This window comes from Halomonas sp. BL6, assembly GCF_006228115.1.
In the GTDB taxonomy this organism is placed as follows: domain Bacteria; phylum Pseudomonadota; class Gammaproteobacteria; order Pseudomonadales; family Halomonadaceae; genus Vreelandella; species Vreelandella piezotolerans.
In genome coordinates, this window is record NZ_VDGL01000004.1 from 163,831 (window position 1) to 184,862 (window position 21,032).

22 protein-coding genes are annotated in these 21,032 nt (G+C 58.5%); 11 read left to right on the plus strand and 11 right to left on the minus strand.

Translation table 11 applies throughout. The annotated features are described in order from the left end of the window. Nucleotides 1-65 precede the first annotated feature (65 nt). From FHJ80_RS10260 to FHJ80_RS10270, 3 genes are read right to left on the minus strand one after another with little or no spacing between them, the layout of a single operon-like run. Nucleotides 66-458, minus strand: coding sequence for a RidA family protein (locus tag FHJ80_RS10260; protein ID WP_139527064.1), 393 nt, complete (start codon nt 456-458; stop codon nt 66-68). Next, nucleotides 455-1,933 carry an amidohydrolase family protein gene (locus FHJ80_RS10265; RefSeq protein ID WP_139527065.1) on the minus strand — a complete coding sequence of 493 codons (1,479 nt, stop codon included), beginning with the start codon at nt 1,931-1,933 and terminating at the stop codon, nt 455-457. The genes FHJ80_RS10260 and FHJ80_RS10265 overlap by 4 nt, the downstream gene beginning before the upstream one ends. A gap of 1 nt (nt 1,934) precedes the next feature. Continuing rightward, nucleotides 1,935-2,879: a MurR/RpiR family transcriptional regulator gene (locus FHJ80_RS10270; protein ID WP_255303922.1), complete on the minus strand. Its 945-nt coding sequence runs from the start codon at nt 2,877-2,879 to the stop codon at nt 1,935-1,937. Between the two features lie 54 nt (nt 2,880-2,933). Here FHJ80_RS10270 and FHJ80_RS10275 point away from each other — a divergent pair, with 54 nt between their 5' ends. Continuing rightward, nucleotides 2,934-4,142, plus strand: a complete 1,209-nt coding sequence (locus FHJ80_RS10275; RefSeq protein WP_139527066.1) for an amino acid deaminase — start codon at nt 2,934-2,936, stop codon at nt 4,140-4,142. Nucleotides 4,143-4,168: 26 nt separating this feature from the next. Here the strand turns inward: FHJ80_RS10275 and FHJ80_RS10280 are convergent, their stop codons facing one another. Genes FHJ80_RS10280 through FHJ80_RS10295 form a run of 4 tightly spaced genes read right to left on the minus strand, consistent with a single transcriptional unit; the run spans nt 4,169 to nt 7,915 of the window. Then, a complete protein-coding gene (locus tag FHJ80_RS10280; RefSeq protein WP_139527067.1) occupies nt 4,169-4,858 on the minus strand; it encodes an HAD family phosphatase in 690 nt (229 codons plus the stop codon). Next, entirely contained in the window at nt 4,855-5,829 is a 975-nt protein-coding gene (locus FHJ80_RS10285) for a D-glycerate dehydrogenase (protein ID WP_139527068.1), read from the minus strand. The genes FHJ80_RS10280 and FHJ80_RS10285 overlap by 4 nt, the downstream gene beginning before the upstream one ends. Nucleotides 5,830-5,862: 33 nt before the next feature. Continuing rightward, entirely contained in the window at nt 5,863-6,840 is a 978-nt protein-coding gene (locus FHJ80_RS10290; protein ID WP_139527069.1) for a sugar kinase, read from the minus strand. 40 nt (nt 6,841-6,880) lie between these two features. Next, the gene (locus FHJ80_RS10295) at nt 6,881-7,915 is read right to left on the minus strand and encodes a LacI family DNA-binding transcriptional regulator (protein WP_139527070.1); all 1,035 of its coding nucleotides are present in this window, start codon (nt 7,913-7,915) and stop codon (nt 6,881-6,883) included. A gap of 207 nt (nt 7,916-8,122) precedes the next feature. On the opposite strand from FHJ80_RS10295, the gene FHJ80_RS10300 reads away from it, so the two are divergent. Together FHJ80_RS10300 and FHJ80_RS10305 are read left to right on the plus strand one after the other, a co-directional pair. Continuing rightward, nucleotides 8,123-8,941: a methyltransferase domain-containing protein gene (locus tag FHJ80_RS10300; protein WP_139527071.1), complete on the plus strand. Its 819-nt coding sequence runs from the start codon at nt 8,123-8,125 to the stop codon at nt 8,939-8,941. After that, entirely contained in the window at nt 8,938-9,927 is a 990-nt protein-coding gene (locus FHJ80_RS10305) for a methyltransferase (protein WP_139527072.1), read from the plus strand. The genes FHJ80_RS10300 and FHJ80_RS10305 overlap by 4 nt, the downstream gene beginning before the upstream one ends. A gap of 18 nt (nt 9,928-9,945) precedes the next feature. Here FHJ80_RS10305 and greB read toward each other — a convergent pair whose 3' ends face one another. Beyond that, the gene (gene greB, locus FHJ80_RS10310; RefSeq protein ID WP_139527073.1) at nt 9,946-10,488 is read right to left on the minus strand and encodes a transcription elongation factor GreB; all 543 of its coding nucleotides are present in this window, start codon (nt 10,486-10,488) and stop codon (nt 9,946-9,948) included. Between the two features lie 197 nt (nt 10,489-10,685). On the opposite strand from greB, the gene FHJ80_RS10315 reads away from it, so the two are divergent. From FHJ80_RS10315 to FHJ80_RS10350, 8 genes are all read left to right on the plus strand, one after another. Further along, a complete protein-coding gene (locus FHJ80_RS10315; protein WP_139527074.1) occupies nt 10,686-11,330 on the plus strand; it encodes a TRAP transporter TatT component family protein in 645 nt (214 codons plus the stop codon). A gap of 106 nt (nt 11,331-11,436) precedes the next feature. Next, entirely contained in the window at nt 11,437-12,087 is a 651-nt protein-coding gene (locus FHJ80_RS10320) for an NUDIX domain-containing protein (RefSeq protein ID WP_139527075.1), read from the plus strand. 9 nt (nt 12,088-12,096) lie between these two features. Further along, nucleotides 12,097-12,543 (plus strand): DUF1249 domain-containing protein, encoded by a 447-nt coding sequence (locus FHJ80_RS10325; RefSeq protein WP_139527076.1) that lies wholly within the window; start codon nt 12,097-12,099, stop codon nt 12,541-12,543. A gap of 39 nt (nt 12,544-12,582) precedes the next feature. Beyond that, complete coding sequence (locus FHJ80_RS10330) at nt 12,583-13,317, plus strand: phosphodiesterase (RefSeq protein ID WP_139527077.1); 735 nt, start codon at nt 12,583-12,585, stop codon at nt 13,315-13,317. Nucleotides 13,318-13,506: 189 nt separating this feature from the next. Next, nucleotides 13,507-14,466, plus strand: a complete 960-nt coding sequence (cysD, locus tag FHJ80_RS10335) for a sulfate adenylyltransferase subunit CysD (RefSeq protein WP_139527078.1) — start codon at nt 13,507-13,509, stop codon at nt 14,464-14,466. Further along, the gene (gene cysN / locus FHJ80_RS10340) at nt 14,466-15,911 is read left to right on the plus strand and encodes a sulfate adenylyltransferase subunit CysN (RefSeq protein ID WP_139527079.1); all 1,446 of its coding nucleotides are present in this window, start codon (nt 14,466-14,468) and stop codon (nt 15,909-15,911) included. Before cysD ends, cysN begins: the two co-directional genes overlap by 1 nt. 88 nt (nt 15,912-15,999) lie before the next feature. Further along, nucleotides 16,000-16,890, plus strand: a complete 891-nt coding sequence (locus FHJ80_RS10345) for a homocysteine S-methyltransferase family protein (RefSeq protein WP_139527080.1) — start codon at nt 16,000-16,002, stop codon at nt 16,888-16,890. Between the two features lie 37 nt (nt 16,891-16,927). Further along, nucleotides 16,928-18,514, plus strand: a complete 1,587-nt coding sequence (locus FHJ80_RS10350) for an ABC transporter substrate-binding protein (RefSeq protein ID WP_139527081.1) — start codon at nt 16,928-16,930, stop codon at nt 18,512-18,514. Nucleotides 18,515-18,572: 58 nt separating this feature from the next. On the opposite strand, the gene FHJ80_RS10355 is transcribed toward FHJ80_RS10350, so the two are convergent. From FHJ80_RS10355 to FHJ80_RS10365, 3 genes are read right to left on the minus strand one after another with little or no spacing between them, the layout of a single operon-like run. After that, nucleotides 18,573-19,388 carry a substrate-binding domain-containing protein gene (locus FHJ80_RS10355; RefSeq protein WP_139527082.1) on the minus strand — a complete coding sequence of 272 codons (816 nt, stop codon included), beginning with the start codon at nt 19,386-19,388 and terminating at the stop codon, nt 18,573-18,575. A gap of 39 nt (nt 19,389-19,427) precedes the next feature. Continuing rightward, on the minus strand, nt 19,428-20,165 hold the full coding sequence (locus FHJ80_RS10360; protein ID WP_139527083.1) for an ATP-binding cassette domain-containing protein: 738 nt from the start codon (nt 20,163-20,165) through the stop codon (nt 19,428-19,430). After that, nucleotides 20,162-20,866 (minus strand): ABC transporter permease, encoded by a 705-nt coding sequence (locus FHJ80_RS10365; protein ID WP_139527084.1) that lies wholly within the window; start codon nt 20,864-20,866, stop codon nt 20,162-20,164. The genes FHJ80_RS10360 and FHJ80_RS10365 overlap by 4 nt, the downstream gene beginning before the upstream one ends. Nucleotides 20,867-21,032 lie beyond the last annotated feature (166 nt).

Here is a 21,032-nt window from a genome sequence, read left to right on the forward strand (position 1 = left end):
CGGCAATCTGGCGCCGCACCCTTGCCGGGGTGCGGCGCTTTTTTGAGGTGCTGCTGTTGCGGTGCCTAGACGCGATCAGCTCGGTAACACTTCACATCGACTTCTACTTTGCAATCCACGACTAAGTCTTGAACGCTGCAAATACGAGCCGGTGGGTTGTCGCCGAATATTTCTTTGAAGACCTTGTTGAAAGACGTGAAATAGCGGGCATCGGTCAACACCGTAGTGACATGCACAACGTCTTCGACGCCATATCCTGCCTCTTGCATGATGGCCAAGCAGTTATCGAAGGCGAGGCGGGTCTGCTCAACAATGCCGCCCTCCACGACTTCACCATCGGTCATAGGGGTTTGTCCTGATACGTATAGCCAACCACCGGCCTCGACAGCGCGGGCAAACGGCAGTTTTTGACCGCCAGTACCTACACCGCCTTCAGTTCCATAACGTGTGATGCTCATGATATTGACTCCTGATTGGATGGTATTACTTGGGAAATACGCTCAGTGCGGCGCAGCATTCGCCCTGAACGCTGATCGGTGATAGACCCCTGGTAATAGGCGAGCTGGCCGTTTACCACGACCAACTCGATGCCTTTTGCAGCCGCAATCGGGGTTTCGTAGTTCGCTGTATCTTCCAGGACTGCAAGGTCGAAGAGGGTAAGGTCGGCATAGGCACCGACCTGGACGATACCTCGATCCGTCAGTCCAAAATTGGCGGCTGAAAGGCTGGTCATCTTGCGTACCGCTTCTGCCAGCGGTATCAAATTTAAATCGCGGCTGTAATGGGCAAGCACCCGAGGGAAGGCTCCCCAGAGCCTAGGGTGGGGGTGCGGGTCGTTCGGTAGGCCATCCGATCCCACCATGGAAAGCGGATGCGCCAACACCTGCTGCATATCCGCTTCGCTCATGTTGTGGTAAACCGCCCCTGCTGGCTGTAACCGTCTGGCTGCTTCCAGCAGCGATACTTCCCACTCAGCGGCGATCTCTTTTAAAGGACGCCGTGCCTGCTCCGGGTGCGGTTTCGACCAAGTAATGGTGATCTCTATCTCATCCGTCACTTGCCCGAGGTCCAGGGTTGAAGAGCCAGCCGTATAAGGGTAACAATCACAGTGAGCATGCTGGTGCTGGGCGGCCATTTCCAACTTGCTCAGTGCCTTTCCTGCTCCTCCCCAGTTACCTGCGCCTGCACATTTCAAATGCGAGATCACGAGTGGTACCTGGCCTGCGCGAGCAGTGGCAAATGCTTCGTCCATCGCGTCCAGCAAGCCTGCAAATTCATCGCGAAGATGGGTGGTATAGACGCCACCCGAATACCCAACGGCAGCCACCAAAGGGGCCATCTCCGAAGTTGGCGCGTGTATCGCGTTACGATAGGCAAGCCCGGAGCTCAGGCCTAAAGCACCTTCATCAAGTGCCTGACGAAGCAGCACTTCCATGGCAGCGATTTCATCGTTACTGGCAGGGCGGTCAAAGCTATCCATGACTTGGCTGCGCAGGCTGGTATGCCCAACTAGGGCAGCAACATTGATACTGGGCCGTGCGATATCGACGGCCGAGGCGTAGTCAGCGAAGCTTGGATAGCGGAAGTCTTCGGCGCTACCCAGTAAGTTCATCGGATCGGGGACGTCAGCAGTGAGAGTGACCGGGCTGACGCTTATTCCGCAATTACCGACGACCACGGTGGTGACGCCTTGGGTCAGCTTTGGCAGCATTTCTGGAGTGCGAATGACGTTGGTATCGTCATGGGTGTGGACATCGATAAAACCGGGTGCCAGATAGCGCTCGTCAGCCTCAATGGTGGTCGTAGCGGTGGCATAAGGCATCTTGCCAATAGCGCAGATACGCTCACCTTGGATAGCGACATCGGCCAGGAAAGGTGGGGCACCGGAGCCATCAAGCACGTTGGCGTTACGGATCAGCAGATCGTAAACCATATTAATCTCCTAAGGGCTGGCGGTTATCACCACCACGATGGTCGTCCAGGCTGAGCTTGAGCCGACGCAGCTTAGTCCGCGAACGTTCGCGATGGCGCATGGCAAGCTCCAGGGCTAGCACATCAATGACGGCGAGCATGGCGTAGCGTGATGCAGAGGGATGGTAGATGAAGTCAGTTTCGCGGGAGGTGATGGGCAGCACGATGTCGGAAGTGTTGGCGAGTGGTGAGTTCAATGCTGTGATGGCAATCACTTTGGCACCGTACTGCTTGGCAATCTGCGCCGACTCCACCATCTCTGGGGTGTAGCCGGTGACTGAGAGCACAACGACGACATCATCTGGATCAAGGGTAGAAGCCACCATGCGGGGCAACAGCGCTTGAGGATAGGCGCTGATCGCATAGCCCAGGCGGACAAGGCGAAACTGTAGCTCTTGAGAGAGTGTGCTTGAACCACCTCCAGAGCCGAAAACTAGTATCTGGCGTGCGTTATCCAGCTGTTCAACTGCCCCCGCTACATCAGCCTGAGCCAGCAGGTCACGGTTGAGTGCAAGGGTCTGTGTGGCGATGTCGTAAACCACGCTGGAACTGTCTTCAGGTGTTGCTTCCTGGATGAAACGCCTTCCGGCTGCCAGCGCCCGGGTCAGGCGCGTTTTCAAATCACGCACATTGGCGCAACCGATGGCACGTGCAAAACGCGTCACGCTGGCATCGCTGACTCCGGCACGTTGGGCAATCTCGCCGATACTCGCCTCGGTAACAAAGTCGATGTCGGCGAAGATCAATTCGGCGACTTTTTTTTCTGCATCGCGAAGAGCTGCAAAGTCAGTGGTAATACGGGACAAAATATCTATTTCTTGGCTCACCGTGGACTCCTGAAGGTTGCCTTGCCTAAAAAGTATGTTAGTTTCTATCTTGAAGTCAATAAGTGTGAAAGTATCTAACATTTCGGCCCGTGAGCCGGATGTTTCATTACGCGCAGTGAATGAGGAAATGGGGTCATGCAGCAAGAAGCGTTAACGATAGATAAGGGTGGGGTGGAGATCAGTTCCAATCTGTTGGCTGGTGTTAGCCTGCCTGCAGCGGTGGTGCATGAGACTCCCCTTACACATAACCTGGCGTGGATGCAGCGATTTGCTGAATCCCATGGAGCTCAGTTGGCCCCCCACGGTAAAACCACCATGACCCCAGCGCTTTTCCACCGCCAGCTTCAGGCCGGAGCGTGGGGAATCACTCTGGCAACTGCTGCCCAGTGTCGTGCCGCGTTCAGCAATGGCATTACTCGACTGCTGATGGCTAACCAGTTGGTTGGTCAGGCCAACATGGCCATCATTGCCAGCCTAATCGAGCAAGGGGCGACTTTTTACTGTGTGGTCGATAGCCAAGAGAACGTGCGCCAGTTAGGTCGTTTTTTTGCCGAGCGTGGTTTGACGTTGCCAGTGCTGATTGAAGTAGGCGTGGCTGGCGGGCGGTGTGGGTGCCGTACTCAGGAGCAGATTCTTTCGCTTGCCGAGACGATTACTAATGAGCCAGCGCTGGTGTTGGCTGGGCTGGAGGGCTATGAAGGTGTCGTGCACGGGGATAATCCTGAGGAGGGCATCCGCGCTTACGCTAACTATCTTGTGGAAGTGGCGGTAGCGCTTGAAGCTGCTCAACGCTTTGCAGCACCTGCCCCGATTGTCACTGCTTCAGGATCCGCTTGGTATGACATCATTGCCGAAGCCTTTGACGGTGCGCCGCTACATGAGCATTTTACGCCTGTATTGCGGCCGGGGTGCTATGTGGTGCATGACCATGGATTGTATCGCGAGGCGCAGTCCGCCGTATTTAGTCGTCGGCCCGATTTGCAGCAGGGGCTCGAGCCCGCCCTTGAAGTCTTTGCCCAGGTGCAGTCGCTTCCCGAGCCTGGTCTTGCCATTATTGCGCTAGGCAAGCGCGATATTGGCCATGATCAGATGCCGATTGCCCTGCGTCGATATCGGGAGGCTGGTACCCCCGCGCAACTGCTATCGGTCACTGGCTGGGAGGTGACGAAAATCATGGATCAGCACACATTCGTACGTCTGCCTAACGATGCTCAGGACGTTGAGGTGGGAGACATCGTGGCGTTTGGTGCCTCCCACCCCTGTCTGACGTTCGATAAATGGCGGCAACTATTATTAGTTGATGATGCTTTGAATGTGAAAGAACGCTTGGCGACCTGCTTTTAAACGCGATTCGGGTCGCCATGTATGCGCTAGGTGTTGATAGTTGTCATTAGCTCCCCAATGACCGCTGGCAGCTCGTTGGCGTGGTGGATACCCACCGCGCCCTCGGGCGTGCTCTCCTCGTTGGGAAAGTGGTTGAGGTGGATAACCTGCATACCTGCCGCCAAGCCTGCTTCTACGCCCACCGCCGCATCATCAATCACAATGCAGTGCTGTGGAACAAACCCCATGGCAGCTGCTGCTTTACGGTACAACTCTGGGTCTGGCTTCCAGACATTGAGGGTGTAAGCGCTGAATAACTGGCCTTGAAAGTGGTTTTCCAGCTGTGTGCTTTCTAGCGCGCAGCGGATTTTTCGCTCAGGGCCGTTAGACACCACTGCTTTGGGGTAGCTCTTTAACTGCGCGAGCGCATCCGGTATGCCTGGGATGGCCATCAATTCGGCGCGCATGCGTGCTTCCATACGAGTCCGCATTCCTGCCTCAAGCTGGTTAAGCGCTTCCTCTGTTAACTTGTGGAAGCGATGCTCCAAAATGTGAACGATGGTATGGAAGCGCACGCCACGAAACTCCTCCATATACTGCTGTGACGAGAAGGAAAGGCCAAACTCAGGAAAGATCTCACCCATTACGTCAGCAAGAAGTATTTCGCTATCCACTAGGGTGCCGTCGCAGTCGAATAGAAGGCAGAAGTGCGAGGGTGTGCTGTGGCCTGAACTCATTGATTTACCTCTTCGTTCACAAGGCTGATCGGCGGCTCACCCTGCAGTGCTAAACGGATATTATCGACCGCACGCTGGGCCATGGCGTCACGGGTTTCATGGGTGGCAGAGCCGATGTGAGGGAGGGCGACCACATTAGCCATGTGAGGCAGTGGCGATGAAGTGGAGAGTGGCTCCTGCTCAAAGACATCCAGGCCTGCGGCTTTGATCACCCCGTTTTCTAGGGCATTGATCAAGGCGCTTTCATCGACCACCTTGCCACGCGAAATATTGATAAAAATAGCGGTACGCTTCATCAGCGCGAACTGTTGGGCACCGATCAGTCGTTCAGTGTCGGCGGTCAATGGAACGGTCACGCAGACAAAATCAGCTTCGGCCAGTAATGCGTCCAGTTCACGGCGTTCAGCACTTAGCTCTCGTTCGACGTCGGGCTTGGGTGAAGCGTTGGAGTAGAGGACCTTCATATCAAAACCCAGAGCAGCGCGTCTAGCAACGGCTTGCCCTATGCGGCCAAAACCCACCATGCCCAGCGTTTTGCCGTGCACGTCGCTGCCATAGAGCGAAGGGCCAATACTGGCCTCCCACTGACCGGCTTTGACCCACTCTGCTAACTCAACGACCCGCCTTGCGGTGGCCATGATCAGGGTAAAGCCAGTATCAGCGGTGGTTTCGGTGAGTACATCGGGTGTATTGCACAGCATGATGCCGCGACGGGTCAGTTCATCGACAGGAATGTTGTCGTAACCCACCGATATAGTCGAGATGACTTCAAGCTTGGGCGCTGCATCCAGTAATTCGGGGGTAATCGCAAGGCCAGAACCGATAATGCCATGGACTTCTGCTAGGTGATGGCGATTTGTCGGAGTGTCCAGCGGCATCGCTTTAGATAGCTGGGTGACTTCAAATAGATGCTCAAGGGTGGCTAACTGAACGGCACTGAGTTGGCCATGCACGATCAGGCGTTTTTTCATTGTTATCTCCTTGGATAGTGTAAGTCGTTGGTATTAAAATTTTTGTTCTGCTTCTAACGCTTGAAGTCGTGAGCGGTGGGGTAGGCCTTCCATATCACCAATGACTTGAATGGCTTGCGCTCCAATGAGATTGCCACGTTGGGCGGCTTGGCGGGCCGAGCAACCGTCGAGCAGCGCGCTGATGACACCCACCGCGAAGCCATCGCCTGCGCCTACGGTGTCGACCACTTCCGCGACATGGCAGCCTTCAACGGTAAAGCTTTCCTCGTAGCCGGCTAGGGTGCCGCGGTAGTAGCTGCCTTCTGGCCCCAGCTTGATGATGACCGCTGAAGCGCCTTGATCCAGATAGTAACCTGCTATGTCGTAGGGCGTTTTCTGACCAGTAAGGAGTTGGCCTTCCGATAACCCGGGAAGCACCCAGTCAGCTAGTGAGACAAGTTCATTAAGCGTGTCGCGCATCTTCGTTTCACTGGGCCATAGGGAAGGGCGAAGGTTCGGATCAAAGGAGATCGTGGCCCCCCGAAGGTGCGCCTGCTCCATGATATGACGGGTTAGCTGGCAGGCGCTGTCTGAAAGGGCGGGTGTGATGCCGGTGGCATGGACATGCTGGAGTGCATCAAAATCTACGCCGTCGACATCGTTAGAAGAAAGATGGCTGGCGGCGCTGCCGCGTCTGAAATAGGTAACTTTGGGGTCGGCTCCTCCGCTGGCGCGCTCTTTGAATAGCAGGCCGGTAGGGTGCTGGGAGTCGGTATGGATATGTCGGCCATCGATACCTTCGGCTTCAAGTGCTTGGCGAATAAACTGACCAAAACCGTCATTGCCTACCCGGCTTAACCAACTGACATGGAAGCCCAACCGAGCAAGGCCAATCGCGACGTTATTATCCGCACCCGCCAAACGGCGCTGAAAATGCTCAATATCCGCCAGGGTTCCTGTGGTGTCTGCCACAAACATTGCCATGGCTTCGCCAAAAGTAAGTACGCTGGGTGAAGAAACAGAGTGTGTCATTAGTAGCCTCAAAACTTGTTTGATAGTGGCGGTGTCGTTATTAGGGGGACAAGTGAGCAGAGGGGCCTATCAACTGAGTGCTGCCCCGTGGAATAAGTACTGGCGGGTGATGGTGCTGCACTTCCTTCGCGGCCTTGGAAGGGAGGGTTTGATTGAGTAGGTAAGTGACTGCCGCGCTGCCGATTGCATCGGTTGGCTGGGCGAGAGTAGTGATGCCTGGGGGTACCAGTTCGCACCAGTCGAGCTCATCTATACCTATCAACCCTACCTCTCCCATGGCGATCTCTAAATGTTGAAAGCAGCGCGTCATGGCAAGCGTGGCATTGCCATTGGCACACAGCACGGCACAGGAGACCCCCCGGTTTTTTTGGATTAAGTCGCGCAGTGCCGGGGTCGTCTCTTGCTCGTCAAGGCTGGTTAATATGGCGCTATCCAGCCCTAACGAGGCACTTTGCTGTTGGTAGCGTTGCAGGCGCTCTTGACGGGCGCTGGCTTGCTCTGGGGCCTCACTAACGTAAAGCACGCAGCGATAGCCCTGATGGGATAGGTGGTTAAGTGCCATATCAATGGCAAGCGCATTATCAAGGCCAATCACCGGGGCGTTGATTTTGCCTACTTCACGGTCGATCAATACCAGCGGTAAGCCACTGTGCATAATGGTCTGCAGTAGTTGTTGAGGTTGTCCCGCTGCGTTTACAACCAGCCCCTCTACCTGGTAGGCCGCCAGAGAAGCCAAATGGCGTTGCTCTAGGGCGGGGTCGTTATCCGTATTGCAGACAATCAGTGCATAGCCGTGTTTACGTGCCGCCACTTCGACACCGTGGACGATGGCCACGGAAAAGGGGTTACGTATATCGGCTACCAGCATGCCTAAAAGCCTGGAGCCGCCGCCTTTTAGCCCACGTGCGATTAAATTGGGCTGATAGTGGAGAGCATCAGCGGCCTGCTTGATGCGCGTTTGAAGGGCAGGCGAGAGTTTGTGGCGTTCCGGCCCAAAATAGCGGGAAACACTCGTTTTTGAGGTGTTCGCTACATTAGCGACTTCGATTAGCGTAGCGCGAGAAGTAGGCGGCATAGATGATTTGATGGCTCTTTTTACAATGGTAACGTTCCCATTTTGATTTTTACACTAATCACTCCTGGCAAGAAAGGCAATAGACCGAGTGAAGGATCCGCCAGCTCGCTGCCTGATGGGTATGGCTTGGCGAGCGTTAACGATACAAGCAGGGTAAACTACGCGGCTTTGATATTGCGCTCGTTGTGATCATTCAGGCCTACATGCATGCACCCGACCTACGAATTAACCGACGCTGGCGACCGCTACTTTGATGGCTTGGCAGATAAGTTCTCTCGCTCGCTCTACCAAGCACCCCGGGGCGAGCTGCGCCTCGCGATGTTGGACTATCTGCTGCCGCGAATGCTGCGCTTGACGGCCCAGCCCGTGCTGGATGTTGGCGGTGGGTTGGGGCAGCTCTCCGGCTGGTTTGCCGCACGTGGTCACACGGTCACCATGGCGGAGCCTTCCCACGATATGCTGTCCCACGCCAAGGCGTGGCACGCTGAGCAAGAGGCCGCTGTGGCGTGGCCACCGGGGCAGCTTCGCTATGTGGAGGCTCCTCTACAGGCGCTGCCCAGCCAAGCACTTGGTCCTTGGCCGCTGATCGCCTGTCACGCGGTGCTGGAGTGGTTAGGCAATCCCGAGCAAGCGCTGAACACCCTCGCAACGCTGCTTGCTCCCGGTGGTCAACTGAGTCTGATGGTGTTCAACCGCGACGCGCTGCGCTTTTCCAACGTGGTGAAGGGCAACTATCAAAAAGCCTTGAGCGATCAGTTGGAAGGTAAAGGCAAGCGCCAGCGCTTAACGCCGATTACCCCCGTTACCCATGACGAGATTGGCCAGTGGGTGAGTCAGAACGGCTTACGTATCGAGAGCGTCGCGGGTATCCGTATTTTTCAGGATTACGTTCGTCAGGCGCCTGAGAAGGCAAGCGATCAAGCAGCGTTGCTGGCGCTTGAAAAGCAGTATTGCCAGCAAGACCCCCATTGGCGTTTAGGCCGCTATTTGCTTTATACCGTTACCAAACCCGAGGCTGATGTATGAGTGCTCAACTGCCTACTTGCCAGCTGCTGGAACGTTACTACGGGCAGGCCGCTCGGCTATGGCCTGTCGCGCCTCCAGACGATACGTGGCTGTTAAACCACTCCGCCGCGATGGTGAGTGACAATGTTGCCCTGCGGGAGCAGTGGCAGACCAGTGCGCGTCAAGCCATGAGTCCTTTCGCGCCGTTCGACTGCCTACCCGACGGTCAGGTGGTGCTGTTTTGGCCCAAAGCCCATCAGCTAGGCAAATGGTGGCTGGCGTGGCTCTGCCACGTGCTGCCTGACGATACGCCGGTCGATATCGTGGGCGAGCATCAAGGGGGCATCAAACGCGTGCCTAAGATACTGGATGAGCTGGGCATGGCGTGCGACAAGCTCGATAACGCCCGCCGCTGCACGCTCTTTGCCACCCGCACGGTGAACATGGCAGCGCCTGAGAGCGCCTGGCAAACCTTTGACGCCCTGGATATGCGTTTGGTCAGCCACCCAGGCGTGTTTGGTCACGGCAAAGTCGACGAGGGAACGCAGCTTCTGCTGCAGGCCCTGGAGACAGCGCTGCCGAAAAAACCGCTAAAAGTGCTTGATATGGGCTGTGGCGACGGCATCATCAGCGCGTGGCTCGCCAAACGCGGGCATGCGGTCACGGCTGTCGACGTCAGCGCCTTCGCCGCCGAAGCCTGCCGACGAACGCTGCGTGAGAACGCGCTGGAGGGCAGGGTGCTGGAGAGCGACGTTTACTCGGCGTTGGACGGCGAGCGATTCGATGTCATCGTGAGTAACCCGCCGTTTCATCAGGAGCGAGACATCAGCTATGGCCCCAGCTCGCGCTTGATCGATCAAGCGGTAGAGTACCTCCAGGCAAAAGGGCAGTTGTGGCTGGTGGCCAATGCGTTTCTGCCCTATCCGGAGCGATTACAGCGCGCGCTGGGCGAGTTCGAGACGCTGTCGGACAACCGGCGTTTCCGGGTGTATCGCGCCGTCAACTAGTCGTCTTTGGCGTCGAGCTCATGGGCCGCTTGGCGTATCGTAGTGAATGGCCGTCACGGTATAGAACGTTTCGCCGTTGGGAGTCAGCACCGTGACGTCGTCATCGACCTCTTTGCCCAACAGTGCCTTTGCCATGGGCGCGTCGATGCTGATCCAGCGCTTTTGCGTATCGAGCTCGTCGTGGCCGACGATGCGAATCTGAAGTGTTTCTCCCTCGTCGTCCTCCAGACTCACGTAGGCCCCAAAAAAGACCTTGTCGGTTTTGGCGGGCAGTCGGTCCACTACCTGCAACTCGTCGAGCCGCTTGGTGAGATAGCGGATGCGCGCAATGACCCGGTTGAGTTCCTTCTTGTTATAGGTGTAATCCGCATTTTCGCTGCGGTCACCCAGCGCGGCGGCTTCGCCCACTTTGGCGGATAGCGCCGGGCGCTTTACCCGTGAAAGGTGATCGAGAATGCCGCGCAGTCGGGCGGCCCCTTCGGCGGTGATCAAATTGCTTTTGGGCGCTTGGCGTGGGTCTTTTGCCGGATCCCGCCAGCGGGTCATGTTGCGACCTTTCATACGTCCATCGTCTCCTTGTACGCCCAAACGGGCGCTTCTGCGGGTAGCCATAAGCTTACGTCGAGGGGGTGTTTTATAACAACGTCGTGAATGTCTGGCGAATCATTCAAACGTTCGTTACATTGTCTAGGTAAGCTATCGTTGGGCTTTAAGGCCCCGATGAAAAAGCCGCTACAACAACAAACCTGGAGGTTTCCATGCGCGCTATTCCCTTTTCCCGCTTGTTGATCGCCGCCGCCCTGGGCAGCACGCTGGCGCTGGCCCCCTTGAGTGCATCGGCGTTCGAGGGGGAGGTCTTTTCACTCAAGAACCGTTGGGAGCACACGGTGACGCAAATGCCCGCGAATCAGCGGGAAGACACGCTGAAAGCGCTCGCCAGCGAAGCCGAGCAGCTCGCCAACCAGTATCCCAATGAGGCCGAGGTGCTGATTTGGCAGGGTATTGTGCTGGCCTCCTACGCGCGTGAACGCGGTGGATTGGGCGCGCTGGGGACGGCCGGTGACGCCCGCGACGTGTTGGAGCGCGCCATCGAGATCGACCCCACGGGAGGCAACGGCTCGGCCTATGTCACGCTGGGTGCTTTATATGACCGAGCCCCAGGCCGCCCGCTGGGATTTGGTAACAGCGATACTGCCGAGCGCATGTTCCAGCGCGCGCTGGAGCTGCGCCCGGACGGCATCGATGTCAACTACTACTACGCGGCGTTTTTAAAAGAAGAGGGCAACACCCCAGCGGCGCGCGAGCATGCCCAGCGCGCGGTGAACGGCACGGCCCGAGAGAATCGCCAGGTGTCCGATGAGGCGCTGCGCCGTGAGGCCGAGGCGTTGCTTGGTCAGCTATGAAATGATGTACCTTTTCCCCTGAACCCTACGCGCGGTTAATCACCGCATTGGCATTCCCGGTGAGCAGCATTGATAATAGGACGATTGTGAACACCGGGAGTGCCGTATGGGCCCTACGCTTGGTCGTGAGGATGTCGAGCTCATCCAACGCGATACCCTCTATCAAGGTTTCTTTCGCCTGGAAACGCTGGAGCTGCGCCATCGCTTGTTCGAGGGTGGCTGGAGCAAAGCCATGCGCCGCGAAGTGCATCACCGCCACGATGCGGTCGGTGTGCTTTTGTACGATCCACACCGTGACGCGCTGGTGCTAGTCGAGCAGTTTCGCGCCGGGGCGATCGATGACCCCGCCTCTCCGTGGAAATTAGAATTCGTCGCGGGTCTCGTGGATAAAGAGGAATCCCTGGAGGACGTTGCTCGACGCGAAGCGGTGGAAGAGGCCGGCTGCCAAGTAGGGCAACTGACCAAATTGCACACCTACTACCCTAGCCCCGGCGCCTGCAACGAGCGTGTGACGCTGTTTTGCGGCCTAGTGGATACCCAAGGGCTAGGCGGTGTGTATGGCGTGGACGATGAGCACGAAGACATCCGCGTGCATATCGTCACGTTTACTCGTGCTTGGGAACTCCTAGAGCAGGGAAGACTCGACAACGCCATGTCGTTGATTGGGCTGCATTGGCTGGCGGGGCAGCGGGCATCGCTGCGTGCCGCCTCGCAACGCGCCGCCCTCTCGACGACGGACGCCAAGCGAACCCAGTAAGGAGTCATCATGGCAAGAGCCGCCTACGTTACCGATTTAAAAACCCTGCAGGGCGAATGCAGCGCGAACTATTTGCGCCTGTTGCGTCTGGTGGGGGATATGGAGAGCGGTCAGCGCCGTGATATCGCCCTGCGTGGCGACCACCAGCACTTTGGCGATCTGCATCTCACCATTCTTCAGCAAGCGCCCTATACCACGCTGGTGGAAGTGACCCAGAGCGGGCCACTGGATAGCGTCATCGAAGGGCCGCGCATGCGGGTACATCTCTATCATGATGTGCGTATGGCGGAGGTCATCGATTTTCAGCGCGAACGCCACTTCAGCGGCCGCTACCGCTATCCCAACGCCCGTATGCACCAGCCGGACGAGAAGCTTCAGCTCAATTGCTTCCTAGGCGAATGGTTGGCCCACGGCCTTGCCCATGGGCATGCTGTGGACATACCCGAACTACGTTAATTCACGTCGTATACGATTCAGGTCAAGGGAGCCAGGTGAATGCGGCTTATCCAAATCACCGATTCACACTTACATGCAGATAAACGGGCGCGCTCCCGCGCGGGTATTCCGTGGCAGCAGTTCCAGCGCGTACTGGAAGCCGTTGCTGCCGAGCGACCCGACGTCGTCGTGTTCACAGGGGATGTCAGCCAAGACGAAACTGCCGCGTCCTATGCCCACGCCCGAGAAGCGCTGAGTGCGCTGCCCTGTCCGTGGTTTTGGATACCGGGTAACCATGATCAGCTAGAGCTGATGAGTGCCGAGCAGCCGCTGCTCGACGAAGTGGATTTGGATCAGTGGCGCTTGCTGTTGCTCGATACCCAGGTCGTCGGCAAGCCCCACGGCGAGTTAGGGAGCGATACCCTGAGCGCGCTGGCAGGGCGGCTCGAGCAAGACGATCGCCCGACAATGATTGCCATGCACCACCCGCCGGTGGATGTGGGGGCTGCCTGGATGGATGCCATCGGCCTGCAAGACCGCGAGGCGTTTTGGCAGCTGTTGAGTGCTTACCCGCAGGTCAAGATGATTCTGTTTGGCCATGCCCATCAAGCCTATGCGCAGTTTCATCCAGTGGCAGGCAGTGATATCGGGGTCTACGGCTGCCCGGCCATGTCAGACCAGTTTCTGCCGGGCGCAGAGGCGTTTGCCATCGATGAAGCGTCGCGCCCTGGCTATCGTATCGTCGATATTCACGGCCATGAGTGGCAGACCTGGGTGGAGCGCGTCGCCGTCTAGCGTCTGTTAGGCATTATGGTTCTAAAAAGATAGTTATTAATTCTTTTGGGTTATTATTGACCTGGCGTTACCCTACCCACAAATGCCCGCTTTGCGTTTCGTGCGCATTGGGCAGTCGTACCTGTTTGCAAAGGCTTCCTTGAAAAGCCGTCTAATAAACGCAAGCACCGTTTTGTGAGGGAGTAGGTAATGAACCAGTTTTCTGCGCCGTCGGCGGCGTCGCAACAGGTGCCAAGCGCACCAGATGCTGCCCGACTGACCCACTTGAAGCAGCTCGAAGCCGAGTCGATCCATATCATTCGAGAAGTGGCGGCGGAGTTCAGCAATCCGGTGATGATGTACTCCATCGGTAAAGACTCCTCGGTGATGCTGCACCTGGCGCGCAAAGCCTTCTATCCCGGCACGCCGCCGTTCCCGCTAATGCACATCGACACCACCTGGAAATTCCGCGAAATGATCGCGTTCCGCAACCGTATGGCGGAAGAAGCGGGCATGGAGCTGATCGTGCACACCAACGAGGAGGGGCGGGCGGCCAATATCAACCCCTTCGATCACGGTAGTGCCAAGTACACCGACATCATGAAAACCCAGGCGCTCAAGCAGGCCTTGACCCAACATGGTTTCGATGCCGCGTTTGGCGGTGCGCGCCGCGACGAGGAAGCATCGCGGGCTAAAGAGCGCGTTTACTCCTTCCGGGACAAGTACCATCGCTGGGACCCGAAGAGCCAGCGCCCCGAACTGTGGAACGTCTACAACGCCAAGGTCAATAAAGGCGAGTCGATTCGTGTCTTTCCGCTCTCCAACTGGACCGAGCTGGATATCTGGCAGTACATCTACCTCGAGTCGATTCCGATCGTGCCGCTGTATTACGCCGCCAAACGCCCGGTGGTCGAGCGCGACGGCATGCAGATCATGGTGGACGATGACCGTCTGCCGTTAGCGCCTAGCGAAGTGCCCGAAGAGAAGTGGGTGCGTTTCCGAACCCTGGGCTGCTACCCGCTCACCGGCGCGGTGGAGTCCAAGGCCGCCACGCTGCCGGAAATCATCCAGGAGATGCTGTTGACCAAAACCAGCGAGCGCAGCGGCCGTGCCATCGACCACGACCAGGCCGGTTCCATGGAGAAGAAAAAGCGTGAGGGGTACTTCTAATGGCACACCAATCGACGTTAATTGCCGATAACATCGAGCAATATCTGCACGAGCACGAAAACAAAGACCTGCTGCGCTTCATTACCTGCGGCAGCGTCGATGACGGTAAATCTACCCTCATCGGCCGGATGCTCCATGACTCCAAGATGATCTTCGAGGATCAATTGGCAGCCATCACCCAGGCCTCTAAAACCAGCGGCACCACCGGCGATACGGTGGATCTGGCACTGCTTGTGGATGGCTTGCAGTCCGAGCGCGAGCAGGGCATCACCATCGATGTGGCCTATCGTTTCTTCTCGACGGACAAGCGCAAGTTCATCATTGCCGACACGCCAGGACATGAGCAGTACACCCGCAACATGGCCACGGGCGCCTCGACGGCCAGTTTGGCGATCATTTTGATCGACGCACGTTACGGTGTGCAGACCCAGACACGTCGCCACAGCTTCATTGCCGACCTGCTGGGTATTCAGCACTTGGTCATTGCGGTCAATAAGATGGACTTAGTGGGCTTCTCGGAAGCGCGCTTCAACGAGATCGTCGACGAGTACCGCGAATTCGCCACCAACCTGCAGGCGCCGGACATCCGCTTCGTGCCAATGTCGGCGCTCAATGGCGACAACGTCGTCAACCGCAGCGAGCAAACGCCCTGGTACTTCGAGGATGGCCAGCGCTACGAGGGCAAAACGCTGATCGAACTGCTGGAAAACGTCGAGATCACCCGCGACCAGAACCTCACCGACTTGCGTCTGCCTGTTCAGTACGTCAATCGCCCGAACCTGGACTTTCGGGGTTACTGCGGCACGCTCTCGGCAGGAGTGTTGCGCCCAGGCCAGGCGGTCAAGGCGCTGCCGTCCGGTAAAACGTCCCGTGTGGCGCGCGTGGTGACCTTCGACGGCGACTTGGATGCGGCCTATCCCGGCCAGGCGGTGACCGTCACCCTGGAAGACGAGATCGACATTTCCCGCGGCGATTGGATCGTCAGCGCCGATGCCGAGATTCCGCTGTCGAACGTCTTCAGCGCCGATATCGTGTGGATGCACGAAGATGCCCTCACGCCCGGCAAGCTCTACGACATCAAGCTGGCCACCCGGGATTTGGCGGGACAGGTCAGCGCCATCGAGTACCAGATAGACGTCAACACGCTGGAGAAGCATGCCACCGATGCGTTGAGCCTCAACGCCATTGCCCGCTGTGAGGTGGAGTTGACCGCCGCTATCCCCGTCGACGACTATCGCACCAGCCCAGGCACCGGCAGCTTCATCGTGATCGACCGGCTGACCAACGTGACCGTGGGCGCGGGTATGATTCGCGGCGTGGTGAACGCTCGCGAGCAGGCGGTGACCACCGACTGGGCTGCCTTCGAGCGCGATCTGAACGCCCTGGTGCGTAAACATTTCCCGCATTGGGAAGCCAAAGATATTGGGGCGCTGCTGGGACGCTAACACTGCCCCCATTGAACCCTTGTTGACGCCGCTCTGCGGCGTCAACTTTTAGGTAAAGCTGAATCGAGACACCAAGGAGCCAGAGTCGATGTTAACCCTATTGGACGGTGGTTTAGGGCGTGAGTTAAAGCGGCTGGGAGCGCCGTTTCGCCAGCCGGAGTGGTCGGCGCTGGCGCTCATGGAAGCCCCCGAGTGTGTGACCCAAGCGCATCGCGCTTTCATCCAAGCGGGCGCCGAGGTGATTACCACCAATGCCTATGCCGTCGTGCCGTTTCATATTGGCGAGGCGTGTTTTGCCGAGCGCGGCCTGGCACTGGCGACGCTGGCGGGAACGTTGGCGCGTGATAGCGTGGCGGGGGAGGCGGTGACCGTCGCCGGATCGCTGCCGCCGCTGTTCGGCTCCTACCAGCCAGCGCTCTTCGATGCCCAGCGCGCGCCCGAGCTGTTGGCGACGCTGATCGAGGGGCAGGCTCCTTACGTGGACGTGTGGCTGGCAGAGACGCTGAGCGCCACGCAGGAGGCTCGAGCGGTGGCCACCGCGCTGGGGAACGATCCTCGTCCGCGTTGGTTCTCATTCACCTTGCAAGACGCCGACGAAAACGGCGAACTGCCCTGCGCGTTGCGCTCCGGCGAGGGGGTGGAGGCAGCAGTGAATGCGGTGATCGAGGCGGGTGGCGAGGCGCTGCTGTTCAACTGTAGCCAAGCCGAGGTAATGGAAGAGGCGCTACGCCAGGCGCAGGCGGCCATGGACGCCAAAGGGGCCACGCTGCGTTTGGGGGTGTACGCCAATAGCTTCGTGCCGCAGAGCAACCGCATCGCCGCCAACGCCGGTGTGAGCGATATGCGCGATGACCTGGGGCCAGACGCCTACGCCGACTTCGCCAAGCGCTGGCAGGCGGCGGGGGCCAGCATGATCGGCGGCTGCTGTGGCATTGGCCCCGAGCATATTGCCAAGTTGGCCGAGGCGGTGCGTGACTGACCGCTGGTCGTAATTGATTGCATAGGACGACTCCCCCATGAAGAAAGGAACGAACGTGCCCGCCGAGGGGCACTTGGCAGGCGTGACCCGGCGCCAGTTTCTGCAGCGCTCCGCCGCGCTGTCGGTGTCTGCCAGCGCTTTGGGCGGGCTACTGCTGCCGCGCTGGGCGAGCGCGCAAACGGAGGCCACTCCGCAACGCGGCGGGCATCTCATTTTGGCGATCGACAATGCCTCCACCAGCGACCGCCTGGACCCGGCCTACTACTTCGAGCAGTACATGTACCACGTGGGGCGCCAGCTGTTTAACACCCTGACTGAACTTCACGATGACGGGTCGCTGGCGCCCGGTTTGGCCGAGTCTTGGGAAACGAACGATGCGACGCACTGGGTGTTTACCCTGCGGCAAGGGGTGACGTTCCACAACGGCAAGACCCTCACTGCCGAGGACGTGGTGTACTCGCTGAACCATCACCGAGCCGAGGACTCGCCCTCGGCGGTGAAGGGCTACATGGAGCAGATCACCGAGCTGGCCGCCCGTGGCAGCCACGACGTGGTCATGACGCTCTCTGCCCCCAATATGGACCTGCCGTATTTGCTGGGAGAGGTAAACTTTGCCATCACGCCGGCAGGTGCCAATTTCGATGAGGGTATCGGCACCGGGCCGTTCGTGCTGGAAAGCTTCGAGCCGGGTGTGCGTACCCTGGTCAAGCGCAACGACAACTACTGGAAGTCGGATCGTGCCTTCGTCGATAGCGTCGAAACCCGCGCCTTCAACGATGCCACCGCCCGGGTGGCGGCGCTGATGAGTGGGTCGGTGCACTTCGTCAACCGCGTGACGCCGAGCATCGTCAGCCGTTTGGAGGGCGCGTCATCGCTCACCATCAACCGTAATTCGGGCAGCTTCCAAGTGACGTTTCCTGGCTTGGCTGATCGTGCGCCCTTCGATAACAAAGACGTTCGTTTGGCCATGAAATACGCCCTCGACCGAGAGCAGCTGTTGAATCTGCTGGTGCAAGGCTATGGCCAAGTAGGTAACGATACGCCGCTGTTCCCCAGCAATCGTTATTTCACCACCGACCTGCCCAGCCACGCCTTCGATCCTGACAAAGCGCTTCACCATTGGCGTCAATCGGGTATGGACAGGCCCATTCGGCTGAGCACTGCGGATGGCGCTACCTTCGAAGGGGCGGTGTCGGCAGCGGAGCTGTATCAGCAGTCGGCCCAGCGCGCAGGCATCCCGCTGGAGGTCAATCGCGTACCCGCCGATGGCTATTGGTCGGAAGTGTGGCGTCAGCACGAATTCTGCGCGTCCGGTTGGTCGAGCCGCCCTACGGCGGATGCCTATCTCTCCATGGTCAATTTATCCAACGCGCCGTGGAACGAAGCGCGCTGGGCCAATGAGCAGCTCGATCAATTGATCATCGCGGCGCGCGGCGAACAGGACGAGGCCACGCGGCGTCAGATGTACCATGACATTCAGGTGCTCTATCAGCAGGAGGGTAGCACCGTGGCACCGCTGTATATGGATTCGATTTCGGCCAATCGCGCCAACGTGCGGGGGTATGTCGACGTGCCGGGAGAGGTAGCGACTCGCTCGGTCGAAAAGATGTGGATCGCCAGTTGAACCGAGGGTGATTCCTGCGCCAGCCCGTTCAATGCGGGCTGGCGCTTTGTCGATAGGCTTACTCAGCGTTGGGGAAAAACAGCTGTTGGCCGTCTACTTTAAAGTCGGCAATCGCCTGCTGGCCTTCCTCAGAGACCAGCCACTGGTGCCACTGGGCAGCTAAATCGTGCTTCAAGTGCGGATGACGCTCCTCCGAGAGCAGTAGACTGCCATACTGATTGAACAGCGCCTCGTCGCCTTCGAACAGCAGCGTGAGGTTTTGCGGATTATCGAACGCGACCCAGGTGGCACGGTCGGTAAAGGTGTAAGCGTCCATACCCGCAGCGGTATTCAATGTCGGGCCCATACCGCTGCCCAGCTCCCGGTACCACTCGCCTTGGGGCGTCACGCCCGCATCTTCCCACAAACGCAGCTCGGCGCGGTTCGTACCGCTATCATCGCCGCGTGAGGCAAACGGTGATTCGCTCTCGGCGATACGTGCAAAGGCGTCGGCGACGCTCTCGCTGTCACTGATGCCCGCCGGGTCGTCACTGGGTCCTACGATCACGAAGTCGTTGTACATCACGTCCAAACGCTCCGTAGCGTAACCCTCCGCCACGAACTGCTCCTCGCCTGCCGTATCATGTACCAGAAGGCTGTCGGCATCACCACGGCGGCCGATTTCGAACGCCTGTCCGGTGCCGACGGCCACCACGCGCACATCGATGCCGGTGGCCTCGGTGAAGGTGGGAATGATGGCGTCGAACAGTCCTGAGTTTTCGGTCGAGGTCGTAGAGGCGAGCGTAATGAAATCGTCATCCGCGAGTAGCGAAGCGCTCCAGGCCAAGGCGGTCGTGCATACGCTGGCGGTGATTAGCGTGGTGGTTTTGTTCACGGTCTGCTCCTTTGGGTCTTGTTCAACGCTGGGTGGGGCTTACCAAACCAGCTCGCCCCGGATGAACGCCCTGGCCTGGGAAGAGGTCGGGGCGTCGAAAAAACGCTCGGCGGGGGTGTGTTCCAATACCTGTCCGCCATACATGAACAGCACGTCATCGGCGAGCCGCTTCGCCTGGTGCAAGTCGTGGGTCGTCATCACGATGCGCGTGCCGCTCTGGTGAAATTCGTTGACCGCGTCCTCGACGGCTTTGATGGCGGCAGGGTCGAGGGCCGAGGTCGGTTCATCCAAAAACAGCACGGCGGGGTTCAGCAGCCAAGCGCGGGCCAGGGTTAGACGCTGCTGTTCGCCGCCCGACAGCACCCGGGCAGGGCGCTTGGCCAGTGCGGCAAGGCCAAATTTTTCCAACGCTTGTAGGGCGAGCGCTTGGCGTTTTGGGCGTGGCACGTCTTTGACGGCCAGCGCATAGCGCAAGTTATCGATCACCGAGCGGCGTAGCAGAACCGGCCGCTGGAACACCATGGCCTGCACCGGCGGCTTGCCCTCCCAACGGACTTGGCCGCTACTTGGGCTGAGCAGCCCGTGGGCCAAGCGCATGAATAGGCTTTTACCCGCTCCGTTGGGCCCCATGATGAGCGTGCGCTGACAGCCAGACAGCGTGAGCGTGGTCGGCACCAACAATGCGTGGCCGCGGTGGGTAAAGCTCGCCTGCTGAAAGTGTAGGGCTGGCACATCGGCCAGTGGGGTGAGAGAGGAGGAAGTGAGCGGTGCGTTCATCCTAATCGCCTCTTGGCCGCTTCACTGACCGCATGGGCCAGCGCATTGATCAACGTGACCAGCGCCAGCAGGATGATGCCCAGGCCGAGTGCCAACGGCAGATCGCCCTTGCTGGTTTCCAGCACGATGCTGGTGGTCATCACGCGCGTCACCCCATCGATATTGCCACCGACGATCATCACCGCACCCACTTCGGCACTGGCACGGCCGAAGCCAGCCAAAACGACCGTCAGCAGGCCAAAGCGTGCATCCCACAGCAGGGTTGGCATCATGCGTAGCGGCGTTAGCCCGAGTGAGCGAAGCTGTTCGTCATACTCGTGGTGCAAGGCTTCCACTTGTTGGCGTGTCAGCGCAGCGATAATGGGAAAGACCAGGATGACTTGGGCAACCACCATGGCGCTGGGTGTGAACAGCAGGCCAAGCGATCCCAGCGGCCCCGCTCTGGAGAGCATCAAATAGACGCATAGACCCGCCACGACCGGCGGTAACCCCATCAGCGCGTTGAGCACCACGATCATGCCGTTGCGACCAGGGAAGCGCCACAACGCCAGCGCGGCACCCACCGGCAGCGCCAAAGCGCTGGCGATCAGCACGGCGCTCAGCGACACCTGCAGCGAAAGCGCCACGATGTCGATCAAGTTCGAGTCCATGCTCAGAATCAGCGTGAGCGCCGTGTAGAAAGGATTATCACTAGCTGCCATAAGGACCTGATTCAATAGCACCGGGTTGCGCACACGCCAGTGCGATTGCCGCGGAATAAAGAGAAAAATTCAGCATGTTCGTCAAGCTGCATAGTGTACGTTTACTTGATGTAATGCATTGGTTGCTGAAATATATGCAGTCATACGCAGTTGGATGCAGGATGAA

Excerpts from the sequence above, each read along its gene's own strand:
- FHJ80_RS10365 (WP_139527084.1), bottom strand. The coding sequence starts at position 20,866 with ATGGCAGCTAGTGATAATCCTTTCTACACGGCGCTCACGCTGATTCTG.
- FHJ80_RS10280 (WP_139527067.1), bottom strand. The coding sequence starts at position 4,858 with ATGAGTTCAGGCCACAGCACACCCTCGCACTTCTGCCTTCTATTCGAC.
- FHJ80_RS10320 (WP_139527075.1), top strand. The coding sequence starts at position 11,437 with ATGGGCCCTACGCTTGGTCGTGAGGATGTCGAGCTCATCCAACGCGAT.
- FHJ80_RS10300 (WP_139527071.1), top strand. The coding sequence starts at position 8,123 with ATGCACCCGACCTACGAATTAACCGACGCTGGCGACCGCTACTTTGAT.
- FHJ80_RS10290 (WP_139527069.1), bottom strand. The coding sequence starts at position 6,840 with ATGACACACTCTGTTTCTTCACCCAGCGTACTTACTTTTGGCGAAGCC.
- FHJ80_RS10345 (WP_139527080.1), top strand. The coding sequence starts at position 16,000 with ATGTTAACCCTATTGGACGGTGGTTTAGGGCGTGAGTTAAAGCGGCTG.
- cysD (WP_139527078.1), top strand. The coding sequence starts at position 13,507 with ATGAACCAGTTTTCTGCGCCGTCGGCGGCGTCGCAACAGGTGCCAAGC.
- FHJ80_RS10305 (WP_139527072.1), top strand. The coding sequence starts at position 8,938 with ATGAGTGCTCAACTGCCTACTTGCCAGCTGCTGGAACGTTACTACGGG.
- FHJ80_RS10295 (WP_139527070.1), bottom strand. The coding sequence starts at position 7,915 with ATGCCGCCTACTTCTCGCGCTACGCTAATCGAAGTCGCTAATGTAGCG.
- FHJ80_RS10330 (WP_139527077.1), top strand. The coding sequence starts at position 12,583 with ATGCGGCTTATCCAAATCACCGATTCACACTTACATGCAGATAAACGG.
- greB (WP_139527073.1), bottom strand. The coding sequence starts at position 10,488 with ATGAAAGGTCGCAACATGACCCGCTGGCGGGATCCGGCAAAAGACCCA.
- FHJ80_RS10350 (WP_139527081.1), top strand. The coding sequence starts at position 16,928 with ATGAAGAAAGGAACGAACGTGCCCGCCGAGGGGCACTTGGCAGGCGTG.
- FHJ80_RS10260 (WP_139527064.1), bottom strand. The coding sequence starts at position 458 with ATGAGCATCACACGTTATGGAACTGAAGGCGGTGTAGGTACTGGCGGT.
- FHJ80_RS10285 (WP_139527068.1), bottom strand. The coding sequence starts at position 5,829 with ATGAAAAAACGCCTGATCGTGCATGGCCAACTCAGTGCCGTTCAGTTA.
- FHJ80_RS10315 (WP_139527074.1), top strand. The coding sequence starts at position 10,686 with ATGCGCGCTATTCCCTTTTCCCGCTTGTTGATCGCCGCCGCCCTGGGC.
- FHJ80_RS10325 (WP_139527076.1), top strand. The coding sequence starts at position 12,097 with ATGGCAAGAGCCGCCTACGTTACCGATTTAAAAACCCTGCAGGGCGAA.
- FHJ80_RS10265 (WP_139527065.1), bottom strand. The coding sequence starts at position 1,933 with ATGGTTTACGATCTGCTGATCCGTAACGCCAACGTGCTTGATGGCTCC.
- FHJ80_RS10270 (WP_255303922.1), bottom strand. The coding sequence starts at position 2,879 with ATGTTAGATACTTTCACACTTATTGACTTCAAGATAGAAACTAACATA.
- FHJ80_RS10360 (WP_139527083.1), bottom strand. The coding sequence starts at position 20,165 with ATGAACGCACCGCTCACTTCCTCCTCTCTCACCCCACTGGCCGATGTG.
- FHJ80_RS10275 (WP_139527066.1), top strand. The coding sequence starts at position 2,934 with ATGCAGCAAGAAGCGTTAACGATAGATAAGGGTGGGGTGGAGATCAGT.
- cysN (WP_139527079.1), top strand. The coding sequence starts at position 14,466 with ATGGCACACCAATCGACGTTAATTGCCGATAACATCGAGCAATATCTG.